Genomic DNA, 12,332 nt, shown 5'->3' on the forward strand with positions numbered 1-12,332 from the left:
GATGATGCCAATAGTGAATTTTGCTTCGCAGGTGAATAATGAATTTTGATAGAGAATCAAGATAATGATAACCTAATAAAACCTGCAACAAAAGAAATCTGCAACCAACGACTAGCAACTTTAAACATTGAACATTGAACTTTAAACCTTGAACTTTAAATAAACCAGGTTTTTCTGTCTTTTTGAGGAATAAACGTCCACGCCAGCATTCTGCTTACCTTTTGTCCCTGAGCCATATCAATGGTTTTCACCTCTATTACTCCTACTTTCTTTAAAAGACTGGTGAGCTTATTGAGATTGTCTTTTTTGGAAACCAGGCAGGTAAACCAAAGAACCTGTGATGAAAATAATGCACTTTCATTAATCATCTTAGTGATAAAAGCCAGTTCACCTCCTTCACACCAAAGTTCCGACTGTTGGCCGCCAAAATTAAGCAAAGGCTGTTGGGAGTTTGATATTTTAAGATTTTTTGTTTTTCTGATATTCCCTTTCAATGCAGCTTCCTCAGAATCATGAAAAGGAGGATTGCACATAGTAAAAGTAAATCTGTCTTCAGGACCCATAATATTTTTAAAGATGTGCTCAGCATCGGGCTGACTTTTCAACTGAATAACGGATGAAAGATCCGGATTTTGATCTAAAATATGCCGGGCATTGGTCAAAGAATCCTGATTGATATCTGTTCCCAGCATTTCCCAGCCATAAGATCTGTGACTGATTAAAGGATACACAAGATTGGCTCCTGTTCCTATATCCAGACCTTTCACAGAGTTTCCTGTTGGAATTTTGTCCAGCTGTTCAGCTAAAAGATCGGCAATATAATGTACATAATCTGCTCTTCCGGGAATGGGCGGGCAAAGATTGGTATCCGGAATATCCCAGCCTTTAATATGATAAAAATGTAAGAGTAAGGCTTTGTTGAGCAGTTTCACCGCTTTTGGAATGCTGAAATTGATGGTTACCGTCTGATAAGCATTAATGAAAACATAGTGTTTCAGTTCCGGCACACAAGAAATAAGCTGATCAAAATCATAGGGATTGCGATGCAGATTTCTTGTGTGCAGACTGGATTTTTCAGCGGACATATTTTATTTCTTCTGGCTTAAAATATATTCCACCATTTTTTTGGCATCTTCTTTAGATACCTGTGGATGGGCTGCCATAGGCACACTTCCCCATACCCCACTACCGCCTTCTATAATTTTGGAAGCCAGCAATTCGGTATCCTTTTCAGAATACTTTCCTGCAATTTCCTTATAAGAAGGTCCTATCATTCTCTCATTTACAGAGTGGCATCCTGAGCAATCCAAGGTTTCCATGATCTGATCACCTGAAAGATTAGCTGGTGCTGGTTCTGAGACAGCTGCTGTCTCAGAAGAAGCTGCCACTTCTGCTGTATTTTCTTTTTTAGAACAGGAAATGATCAGAAGACCCAATGTTCCTGCCAAAAGTATTTTTTTCATTATTTCTTCGCTGTAGAATCTGTTTTAGCAGCTTCAGGAGCTGGAGCAGCTGGAGTTGCAGCAGCAGGAGCAGCAGTTTTTGCCGTAGAATCTACAACAGTCGTTGCTTCTGGCTCTTCCATCATAGTGTTGCTATCCTGTAAAGAGTGATCCGGCTTCTTTTTGCAGCTTGCTACTAATAAACCTCCGATAAATGCGATTGCTAATACTTTTTTCATTTTTTTCTAATTTGGAAGCAAAAATATAAAAAATAAAGTTTTAAACTTATGACAAATGTTTTCTTTGATAAATATTTTTTTTAAGGTTTAATTGCAATCAGGTCCATAAAAAAATAATTCAAACACTAGGGAAATTTAAAAACAGCTTGTTATTTTTGTATCACGGATGATCCGAACCAAAACAATCTATTAATTGAAAAGTTTATGACTAAAAAAAATCTATTGGGTATAGCTTTCTTTGCTGTACACTCTTCCCTGCTCCTTTCCTGTGATAATTCATCAAACGAGCCACAATCAGAATATTCTGATAAAATTGAATCAGTAACACTTTTAAAAACGACAAAGTCCTGGGATGGAACTGTATATCCTGCTTATCCTACAACACAGCCTGAAATATCAGTTCTGAAAATTGCTGTCCCTCCCAACAAAGCTCTGGACTGGCATAAGCATCCTGTCATTAATGCAGCTTATGTGGAAAAAGGAGAAATACAGATCGAAAGAAAAGAAGATGGCAAAACACAGTGGGTAAGGAAAGGCCAGGCGTTACCTGAAATGGTCAACATTGCCCACAGAGGAAAAACCGGAGATAAAGGAGCAACACTGATTGTTTTCTACAGCGGAACTCCTGACATTCCACTTTCCGAACCGGTACATTAGATATTTTTAACGTCCTGCCCGCTAGATCACCGAGTCAAAATCTTTGCGGGTATGATGTTGAATTTAATATAAATAGGCTATAATAAATAAACATTGTCCCTTTTATATTTTTTTGATAAGTTTAATCAGATTTTATATTAAAAGATAATCCGGTTATGATTTTAATTTCAGAAATTCTGTTTTTCACCAGCCATCACGGTTTTTACACGGTGATCCTGCTGTTTGTGTTCTTTGGACTTCTTTCTTATCTGACTAAAAAAGCGTGGTTTCTGATCCCTATTATTCCTCTGGCTATATTAAATGGGTTTGGAGGACAATTTATAAACGCATGGTTTTTAAACAAATACGGAGTAGAAAGTACCGCTATTATCACGTCTGATGTAGAAACCAATTCTACCCTAAATGAAATGTATATTCATGATTATGAAGCTATTGTAAAGAAACAGGACGGGAAATATATTTCAACATTTTTCTCTACTACAACTGCTTCTATCTATCCGATTGAAAATGCAATCAGAATCCCGCAAACAGAGGTTTCTTTTCCCGTAAAATACATTCCGGGCTATGAAAAAAACATAGTGATTCTCTATAACCAGTCTGATGAAGGACAGGCTAATCTTAAATATTCAAAATTGGCTCCTGTCAATTCTGCAAAAATCAAATATGAAGCAGACAGAACCAATAAGGAATTCATTGAAGAATATATCGCGGCATTGGAAGAGTATGTAAAACATTATGATGATGAAACTTACAAAGAAAAAATCAAAGAGTTACAACTTGAGCTTAAGGAGCTTAAATAGGAGATTTTTATATTAAGTTTTTTTAATTTTTACTTTTTTTAGTTTTTGTATTAAAAAAATTTCTAAATTTGTCCCATGTTTAAAATGAGCAACAATATTTGGTGGTGGCTTTCAAACTCTTCGTCGGGTCTGAAGGTATTGTCATGTTGCTAATCATACAGCAGAAATAATCAAAAAACAATATATAGGCTTTGACGGATACCGTTGAAGCCTTTTTTTATTCTTTAATCTTACAAAAAAACAAAATGCATACTGACACCATTAAAATAAAAACTGTTTCGAAAAAAACACTGGGAGACCTTCATACTCCCATGAACATTTACCTTAAGATCAGGGATAAATTCCGTGATACCATTCTTCTGGAAAGTTCGGATTCAAAAAGTATTGATAATAACTTTTCCTTCATTGCAGTGAATGCCATTGCAGGAATTGAAGTGAAAAACCTCAACGAATATGAAATCAAGCTTCCTGCTTCTGCTCCTGTAAAGCAATTGATGATGGAACGCAATATCACAGATATTTTTGAAGAATTCCGGACAATTTTTACATGTGAAGAAACCAACGACCCGATAGAACAAACGGCTCAGAGTCTTTTTGGCTATACAAGCTTTGAAGCGGTACAGTTTTTCGAAAACATCAATCTTAAAGCACAAAGCAAGGAAGTTGAAATCCCTGTTCTGAGATACAGATTATACCAATATGTGATTGCAATCAACCATTTCAATGATGAAATGCATATTATTGAAAACTCTGTTGATGGCGTAAAATCTGAGTTTCATCTGTTGGAAAACCTTATTAAAAACCAGAATACTCCGGTATATCCTTTTGAAAAAATAAGCGGGGAAACATCTAATATTACAAATGAAGATTATATTGAACTGGTAAAAACAGCCCAAAAGCACTGTATGCGCGGAGATGTCTTCCAGCTGGTTCTGAGCAGAAGATTTGAACAAAAATTCAAAGGTGATGAATTCAATGTATACCGTGCTTTAAGAAATATCAATCCTTCTCCTTACTTATTCTATTTTGATTACGGAAATTACAAATTATTCGGATCAAGTCCTGAAAGCCAGTTAATTATAAAAGACAATAAAGCCATTATTCACCCGATTGCCGGAACATCCAAAAGAACAGGAAACTTTGAAGCTGATCTTCAGGCTATTGAAGAATTAAAGGCTGATCCCAAAGAAAATGCAGAACATACGATGCTGGTTGACCTGGCAAGAAATGATCTGGGAAAGCTCGGAAAAAATGTAACGGTTACCAAACTTAAAGAAATCCAGCTGTTCTCTCATGTTATTCATATGGTAAGTGAAGTGACAGCGGATGTTTCCACTGATATCAATCCTCTTGAAATGGTATCTGCAACCTTTCCCCAGGGAACACTAAGCGGTGCACCAAAGCATAGAGCTCTCCAGCTGATCAACCAATATGAAAAAGATTCCCGCGGATATTATGGCGGCTGTATAGGAATGATCGGTTTGAATGGCACCTGCAACCAGGCTATTATGATCAGAACTTTCCTAAGTAAAAACAATACACTTTTTTACCAGGCGGGTGCCGGTATTGTGGCAAAATCAGTTCCGGAAAATGAACTGCAGGAAGTTAATAACAAGCTGAATGCTCTTAAAAAAGCAGTTGAAAAAGCAGAAAAAATAGTTGAAAAATAAAACAAGTCCCAACAACTAGCAACTAGCAAAAAAACAACCTAACAAAAAAAAGAAATGAACAACAATATAAACACTCAGCAGCCACCACTAAAAGTTCTCGTTTTTGATAACTATGACAGCTTCACTTACAACCTCGTCCAGATTATCGAAAGAATTCTGAATCAAAGAGTGGATGTGGTAAGAAATGATGAAATTACTTTGGAAGAGATTGGAAAATATGACAAAATCATTCTCTCTCCAGGACCTGGGATTCCTGAAGAAGCAGGTATTTTATTAGACCTTATTAAAGAGTATGCTCCTACGAAAAGTATTCTTGGAGTATGTCTCGGACAGCAAGCTATCGCTGAAGCTTTCGGGGGAAATCTTATTAACCTGACTGAGATCTTCCACGGAGTAGCAACAACTACTGAACTGGTAAAAGAGAATACGAAATTATTCAAAGATCTAAGCTCAGGACTGGAAGTGGGCAGATACCACAGCTGGGCAGTAAATCCCGAAGGTTTCCCGGAAGAACTGGAAATCACAGCTGTAGATAAAGACGGTATGATCATGGCTTTACAGCACAAAACCTATGATGTACATGGAGTACAGTTTCACCCAGAAAGTATTTTAACACCTGAAGGAGAAGTAATCATTAAAAATTTTCTATTGTCATGAAAACCTTAGAGATCCCTTCAACAACAATAAAAACTCCACAAATGAAAGAAATACTGCAATATCTGTTCAATCATAATACGTTATCAAAATCAGAAGCTAAAGCTACCATGATTGAGATTGCACAGAATAAATTCAATGCCGCAGAGGTTACAGCCTTTATCAGTGTGTTCCTGATGAGAAATATTACCCTGAAGGAAGTGGAAGGCTTCAGAGAGGCTCTGCTTCAGATGGCTGTTCCTGCACACATAGATGCAAGTAATGCCATTGACATTGTGGGAACAGGAGGTGATGGAAAAGATACCATCAATATATCAACATTAGCAAGCTTTGTGGTGGCCGGAGCCGGACAGAAGGTAACCAAACATGGAAATTATGGAGCTTCCACTACTACGGGTTCATCCAATGTGCTGGAAGAACTGGGATATCAGTTCAAAAATGATTCAGAACAATTGAATGAAGATCTTGAAAGAGCAAACATCTGCTTTTTACATGCACCTCATTTCCATCCTGCGCTGCAATCAGTTGGATTATTGAGAAAATCTTTGGGACTAAGAACATTTTTTAATCTTTTGGGGCCATTGGTTAATCCTGCAAAACCAAGGTATTCAATGATTGGAGTGTACAATCTGGAAATTGCAAGAATTTACCAGTATCTGCTGCAAAAAGAAGAACGTGAGTTTATCCTGGTACATGGTCTTGACGGATATGATGAAATAAGCCTTACCGATGACAGCAAGATCATTACAAAAAACGGGGAAGAAATCTATTCTGCAGAAGATTTAGGTTTCAAACCGGTAACGCTGGAAGATATTAAGGCCGGAACCTCCATCCGGGAAACGGCAAAAATATTTATGAATATTCTGGAAGGAAAAGGTACGGAACAACAAAATTCCGTGATTTTGGCAAATGCTTCGGTAGCTCTTCATAACACTCATCAATTCGGAACGTATGATGATTGCCTTCTACTGGCTAAGGAAAGTCTGCAAAGTGGAAAAGCATTGAAAAGTTTTAATCTTTTGATTAATTAAAATTCACCATTGATTCAATTTAAACACAAAAAATGACTATACTGGATAAAATTATTGAACGAAAAAAAGAGGAAGTTGCAGGAGCAAAATTACGTATATCTCTTGACCGATTAAAAAGCACAGCCTTTTTTGAAAGGCCTACATATTCTCTGAAAGAATCCATCATAAATAAAAACGGGATCATTGCTGAATTTAAAAGACAATCTCCTTCCAAAGGGATTATCAACAATAGTGCAGAGCCCTTAGAAGTGGTTTCAGCTTATGAAAGTTTTGGAGCCAGCGGAATTTCTATCCTTACTGATCATGATTTTTTTGGAGGAAATTTAAATGACATTCTAAGTGTAAGAAATGATATTAAAATTCCGATTCTCCGTAAAGATTTTATGATTGATGAATACCAATTCTATGAAGCTAAAAGTATCGGGGCTGATGTCATTTTACTGATCGCTTCCTGCCTTTCACCTGCTCAGGTAGAGGAATTCACAGCACTTGCCCATGAACTGGATATGGAAGTTTTACTGGAAATCCATTCGGAAGATGAACTGAAACATTGTAATTCAAAAATTGACCTTGTGGGAATCAACAACAGAAACCTTAAGGATTTCAAAGTGGATCTGCAGCACTCTGTTCAATTGAAAAACCTGCTTCCAAAAGAAGTTTTATCTGTAGCAGAAAGTGGTATTTACAATCTTGAAGATTTTCAGTTTTTAAAAGAAAAAGGATTTGACGGCTTCCTGATGGGAGAATATTTCATGAAGAATACGAATCCGGCTAAAGCATTTGAAAACTTCTCAGTACAAATTTAATCTATCAATAATATCTGATCATGAACCAGCAACCTTCCAGCACTCCTAAACTCAAAGTATGTGGTTTAACACAATTGAACCAGATTCAAGAGCTGATGGCCATGAATGTAGATTTCCTTGGTTTTATCTTCTATGAAAAATCACCGAGATATGTTTTGCATCATCTGAGCCTGGAAAAGATATCTGCTATTGATCATCAAGGGAAAACCGGGATTTTCGTAAATGAAAAAGCAGACATCATTCTACAGATTGTTCAAAAAGCAGGATTAAATTTTGTCCAGCTTCATGGCGACGAAAGTGATCGTTTCATTGCTGAATTAAGACAAAAACTGGATCCTGAAGTCAAGATCATTAAAGTAATAAGGATAGGAAGCAATGATTCAGAAACCAAAAACAGAATACTGCAAACCTTCAGTCAGCAGCCTGCAACCTGCAACCTACAGCCTATCACCTACTATCTGTTTGATACAGATGGGAAAGCATTCGGTGGAACGGGAAAACAGTTTGACTGGAATATTCTGAATGAATTTAAGATTCCACTGCCCTACTTTTTAAGTGGTGGTATTTCAGAAGAAAACATCGGAAATATCAAGGCTTTGCAACAGCAGCCTTTTGTTTTAGATATCAATTCAAAATTTGAAACGGAACCTGGAAATAAGGATATTGACCGTATAAAAAAATTTAAAAACCTATATCAGTAAAAGATATAACAACTAAAAAAACACAATGATGAACATACACTTGCTAAAAAAGACATTTTATAAAACCTTATTTCCTCCTAAATTCGGGAATGAAAAAATACAGGCTCTGTACCATTTTGTTGCTCAGAATGATGGCAATATAGAGCATTGGGAAGTTGGCGGATTATTGTCTGAGTTCATTGATATTATTAAAGATTTTCAGGAAAGTGATATCCAGTATTTTTTTGAAAGAATCAGTTTATGGAACAGCTACTATCTTGTTGTTATTTCAGATAAATTTCTGGAAAACCATGTAAGATCAGTTATCAAATATGACTTAGGATTGATTTATGCTAAAATATTTCTGCTGTATGAAGACTCTGATTCTTATTATCTGATTGACAACCTGGAAATTGCAATTACCATGTACCAATCCAAAATAGATAAAGCAACCTTAATTGATTTAATGCATAAAATAGAATTATTACATTATAAAAAACTGATTACCAAACAACAATACGATTATCATCTTACATTTATTAATAGTTTAAACCCATGAAATATCAGATAAAAGAAACTAAGGATTTAACGGAAAAAGAGATCGAACATATCTTGCTGCTTTGGGATATCTCTGCCTGGAATACCATGAAGTCTGCCTATTTCCGGACTTTTTTCAAAGATTCGGAATTTCATTTTATGCTGGATACAGATGAAAATATACTAGCAGTTATCCGTGTAAATTTTGATTTTACGTTAAAAATAGCTGGAACCAGCTACTCCTTTGCTGAAGCTGTAGGACTTGTTTCCACTCATAAAAAGAAAGGGTATGGAACTGCTTTAGTCCGTAATTTCAAGGAAAATGCGATTCAGAGAAATAAGGACACTATTGGATTTTGTCATTCGGATCTCCGTCCTTTTTATGAAAAGTGTTCAATTGAAATTCTTCATGACAAAGCCAAAATGATCAAAGAAAGTATCGGTTCTGAATGGGTGAATTCTGAAGATGATGATATTTTGATTTTTAATGCTTCACAGGAAACAAAAGAACTGCTCAATCAGCTAAGCGCGCAGAATAATGCTTATTTAATTACTAAAGAATAAAAAAATGAATTATAAAAACCCCGATGAAAACGGATATTATGGAGAGTTTGGAGGTGCTTTTATCCCCGAAATGCTCTATCCTAATGTAGAAGAATTACAAAAAAACTATCTTGAAATTATAGAATCTGACGATTTTCAGGCTGAATATCAGGATTTGCTGAAAAACTATGTGGGCCGTGCCACACCGCTATATTTTGCTAAAAACCTAAGTCAGAAATACCAGACTCAGATTTATTTAAAACGCGAAGACCTCAACCATACCGGAGCTCATAAGATCAATAATGCTCTGGGACAGGTTCTATTGGCAAAACGCCTTGGAAAAACCAGAATTATTGCTGAAACCGGAGCCGGACAACATGGTGTCGCTACTGCTACAGCATGTGCTTTGCTTGGTTTGGAATGCATCGTCTATATGGGAGAAATTGACATCCAGAGACAAGCTCCGAATGTTGCAAGAATGAAAATGCTGGGTGCAGAAGTTGTACCAGCCACTTCAGGATCAAAAACCCTTAAAGATGCCGTGAATGAAGCATTAAGAGACTGGATCAACAATCCTCTGACAACTCATTATGTAATCGGAAGTGTAGTAGGACCTCATCCTTTTCCGGATCTTGTAGCGAGATTTCAGAGCATCATTTCAAAAGAAATTAAAGAACAGCTTAAGGAAAAAATTGGTAGAGAAAACCCGGATTATGTGATTGCCTGTGTAGGCGGAGGAAGCAATGCAGCAGGTACTTTCTATCATTTTGTAGAGGAAAAAGCAGTGAAAATCATTGCCGCTGAAGCCGGCGGTCTGGGAGTAGATTCCGGAAAATCTGCGGCTACTACATTTCTAGGAACTCTGGGTGTACTTCACGGAAGTAAAAGTCTTGTAATGCAGACGGAAGACGGCCAGGTGATAGAGCCTCATTCTATCTCCGCAGGACTGGATTATCCGGGAATCGGGCCTTTTCATGCCCATTTATTTAAAGAAAAAAGAGCAGAATTTTTTAGCATTAATGACGATGAAGCTTTAAAATGTGCTTTTGAATTAACCAAACTGGAAGGCATTATTCCGGCATTGGAAAGTTCTCATGCTCTGGCTGTTCTGGACAAGAAGAAATTTGGAGAAAACGATGTTGTTGTTATTTGCCTGAGCGGCCGTGGAGATAAGGATATGGAAACGTATCTGAAGAATTTGTAAAATGTAAAAAGTATTAATGTAAAATGACTTTAACAGATAAAACCTGATCATAAATACATTTTACATGAATACATCAATACAATAAAAAAATGAAAAAACTAAATATATACTTCACAGCAGGAATTCCGCAATTGGAAGATACTGCTGATATTATACAACTTATTCAGGATTCCGGGGCAGATATGATCGAAATCGGAATGCCTTATTCTGACCCTGTGGCAGACGGACCGGTGATTCAGAAAGCTCATGAACTGGCTTTACAAAACGGAATGACCATTGAAAAACTGTTATCCCAATTAAAAGCCATCAAAAATGAGATCAGAATTCCGATTATTCTGATGGGTTATATCAACCCTGTACTGAGTTTCGGGTTTGAAAAATTCTGTGCAGCATGTTCTGAAAGCGGTGTTTCAGGATTGATTCTTCCCGACCTCCCTCCTATCGAGTTTGAGAAAAATTATCAGTCTGTCATAAAGCAGTATAATCTTAATTTCACCTTTCTGGTCACTCCGGAAACTTCTGATGAAAGGATGGTGTATCTGGATTCTTTAAGTTCAGGTTTCCTGTATGCGGTAAGCTCTTCCTCCACAACGGGGAATGAAAATGCAGTTTTAAAAAATGAATCCTACCTTTCCAGAATAGCATCTCTTCCGCTTAAAAATCCTGTGATGATCGGATTCGGAATTAAATCGAAAGAGGATTTTGAAAATGTAACAGAAAAAGCGGATGGCGGTATCATAGGAACAGCCTTTGTGAATATTCTGCTTCAGGATAGAGACTGGAAGAAAAGTGCCATAGATTTTATCCATTCCATCAAAGCCTAAAATTCACTAAATTTGTATATCAAAAATTGAAATGAATACAAATCAAAATAAATCAGTAGAATTTGAAGATTTAGGGGTCAGAGAATATCAGCCAGCCTGGGATTATCAGGAGCAGCTGATGAAAAACATCATTGACACCAAAATAAAAAACAGGGATCTTCCTGTGGAACAACATATTACTACTCCCAACCACCTTCTTTTTGTAGAGCATCCTCATGTGTATACTTTAGGAAAAAGCGGACATGAAGAAAATATGCTTGCCGGTATTGATAAATTAAAAGAAATTGATGCCACTTTCGTAAAGGTAAACCGTGGCGGAGATATTACGTATCATGGTTACGGGCAGGTTGTAGGCTATCCTATTCTGGATCTTGAAAACTTTTTTACAGACATTCATTTATATATGAGGAATCTGGAAGAAGTGATTATCAGAACCATTGCCGAGTATGGCATTAAGGGAGAACGCTCTCCGGGAGAAACAGGAGTATGGCTGGATGTTGGAAAACCTTATGCCAGAAAAATGTGTGCTATGGGTGTGAAAGCTTCACGATGGGTTACCCTTCATGGTTTTGCATTGAATGTAAATACGGACATGCGTTATTTTGAATACATTATTCCATGTGGTATTAAAGACAAGCAGGTTACCTCCCTGAAAAGAGAACTTGAAAGAGAACTTACTCCTGAAGAAATGGAAGAATTGAAAGCAAAAATCAGAAAACATTTTGCAGACGTTTTCCAGGCAGAACTGATTTATAAATAATCGGTACAGATTAATATATAGTGATCATAAAAACCAGTTTCAGGTATTGAAACTGGTTTTTTAGTTTTATGATGATTTATTTTTATTCGCTTAGACTATCCACAACGTTTGTCATTCCACAGGAATCCAGACACAGAAAGCTTGTGATAATAAATGAGGATAAAATAAAAGTTTAGATTCCTGCGGAATGGACAATATAGATGGATAATCTACCTTAAAATACTAATGCTTTAGTACATATCATTATTAGCCTTGTTCATTCCGTAGGAATCCACCCCCCATGAAAATCAGAAAACTCACAATTTTAAAAATTTCTTATTTCTCTGAATTCATCATCATAATCATTAGTTTTTCATCATTTTCAATATCATAAAATTAAAAATATAACATAATTATGTGTTTTTTTGAAAAAAAGCCTTGCATATATTTTAATTTTTATTACTTTTAATATCACAAAATAGTGAACTATCATCATTATAAAGTTC

General features: G+C 36.4%; 15 protein-coding genes. 12 read left to right on the forward strand and 3 right to left on the reverse strand.

Annotated features, from left to right (window positions below):
* Positions 1-155: 155 nt before the first annotated feature.
* From rlmF to SFA27_RS15465, 3 genes are read right to left on the reverse strand one after another with little or no spacing between them, the layout of a single operon-like run.
* Positions 156-1,085 (reverse strand): 23S rRNA (adenine(1618)-N(6))-methyltransferase RlmF, encoded by a 930-nt coding sequence (rlmF, locus tag SFA27_RS15455; protein WP_407293295.1) that lies wholly within the window; start codon positions 1,083-1,085, stop codon positions 156-158.
* Between the two features lie 3 nt (positions 1,086-1,088).
* Positions 1,089-1,463: a c-type cytochrome gene (locus SFA27_RS15460; RefSeq protein ID WP_047376883.1), complete on the reverse strand. Its 375-nt coding sequence runs from the start codon at positions 1,461-1,463 to the stop codon at positions 1,089-1,091.
* The gene (locus SFA27_RS15465) at positions 1,463-1,681 is read right to left on the reverse strand and encodes a hypothetical protein (RefSeq protein ID WP_047376884.1); all 219 of its coding nucleotides are present in this window, start codon (positions 1,679-1,681) and stop codon (positions 1,463-1,465) included. Before SFA27_RS15465 ends, SFA27_RS15460 begins: the two co-directional genes overlap by 1 nt.
* Before the next feature lie 204 nt (positions 1,682-1,885).
* Between SFA27_RS15465 and SFA27_RS15470 the strand changes: the two genes are divergently transcribed.
* From SFA27_RS15470 to lipB, 12 genes are all read left to right on the forward strand, one after another.
* Positions 1,886-2,338, forward strand: coding sequence for a cupin domain-containing protein (locus SFA27_RS15470; RefSeq protein WP_264518399.1), 453 nt, complete (start codon positions 1,886-1,888; stop codon positions 2,336-2,338).
* A gap of 155 nt (positions 2,339-2,493) precedes the next feature.
* Positions 2,494-3,138, forward strand: coding sequence for a hypothetical protein (locus SFA27_RS15475; RefSeq protein WP_407293299.1), 645 nt, complete (start codon positions 2,494-2,496; stop codon positions 3,136-3,138).
* Positions 3,139-3,383: 245 nt separating this feature from the next.
* Positions 3,384-4,808, forward strand: a complete 1,425-nt coding sequence (locus SFA27_RS15480; protein ID WP_407293301.1) for an anthranilate synthase component I family protein — start codon at positions 3,384-3,386, stop codon at positions 4,806-4,808.
* A 54-nt stretch (positions 4,809-4,862) separates the two neighbouring features.
* Positions 4,863-5,465 carry an anthranilate synthase component II gene (locus SFA27_RS15485; RefSeq protein WP_407293303.1) on the forward strand — a complete coding sequence of 201 codons (603 nt, stop codon included), beginning with the start codon at positions 4,863-4,865 and terminating at the stop codon, positions 5,463-5,465.
* 41 nt (positions 5,466-5,506) lie between these two features.
* Positions 5,507-6,493, forward strand: a complete 987-nt coding sequence (gene trpD / locus SFA27_RS15490) for an anthranilate phosphoribosyltransferase (RefSeq protein ID WP_407298175.1) — start codon at positions 5,507-5,509, stop codon at positions 6,491-6,493.
* Between the two features lie 32 nt (positions 6,494-6,525).
* Positions 6,526-7,299, forward strand: a complete 774-nt coding sequence (trpC, locus tag SFA27_RS15495; protein ID WP_407293305.1) for an indole-3-glycerol phosphate synthase TrpC — start codon at positions 6,526-6,528, stop codon at positions 7,297-7,299.
* A 20-nt stretch (positions 7,300-7,319) separates the two neighbouring features.
* Positions 7,320-8,000: a phosphoribosylanthranilate isomerase gene (locus SFA27_RS15500; RefSeq protein WP_407293308.1), complete on the forward strand. Its 681-nt coding sequence runs from the start codon at positions 7,320-7,322 to the stop codon at positions 7,998-8,000.
* 25 nt (positions 8,001-8,025) lie between these two features.
* The gene (locus tag SFA27_RS15505) at positions 8,026-8,538 is read left to right on the forward strand and encodes a hypothetical protein (protein WP_264518405.1); all 513 of its coding nucleotides are present in this window, start codon (positions 8,026-8,028) and stop codon (positions 8,536-8,538) included.
* The gene (locus SFA27_RS15510) at positions 8,535-9,080 is read left to right on the forward strand and encodes a GNAT family N-acetyltransferase (protein ID WP_407293312.1); all 546 of its coding nucleotides are present in this window, start codon (positions 8,535-8,537) and stop codon (positions 9,078-9,080) included. The genes SFA27_RS15505 and SFA27_RS15510 overlap by 4 nt, the downstream gene beginning before the upstream one ends.
* Positions 9,081-9,084: 4 nt before the next feature.
* On the forward strand, positions 9,085-10,263 hold the full coding sequence (gene trpB, locus SFA27_RS15515; RefSeq protein WP_407293314.1) for a tryptophan synthase subunit beta: 1,179 nt from the start codon (positions 9,085-9,087) through the stop codon (positions 10,261-10,263).
* A gap of 89 nt (positions 10,264-10,352) precedes the next feature.
* Positions 10,353-11,087 carry a tryptophan synthase subunit alpha gene (gene trpA, locus SFA27_RS15520; RefSeq protein ID WP_407293316.1) on the forward strand — a complete coding sequence of 245 codons (735 nt, stop codon included), beginning with the start codon at positions 10,353-10,355 and terminating at the stop codon, positions 11,085-11,087.
* Positions 11,088-11,118: 31 nt separating this feature from the next.
* Positions 11,119-11,847: a lipoyl(octanoyl) transferase LipB gene (gene lipB / locus SFA27_RS15525; RefSeq protein ID WP_407293318.1), complete on the forward strand. Its 729-nt coding sequence runs from the start codon at positions 11,119-11,121 to the stop codon at positions 11,845-11,847.
* Positions 11,848-12,332: the final 485 nt, after the last annotated feature.

The organism is Chryseobacterium sp. HR92, from assembly GCF_045689405.1.
GTDB lineage: Bacteria > Bacteroidota > Bacteroidia > Flavobacteriales > Weeksellaceae > Chryseobacterium > Chryseobacterium viscerum_A.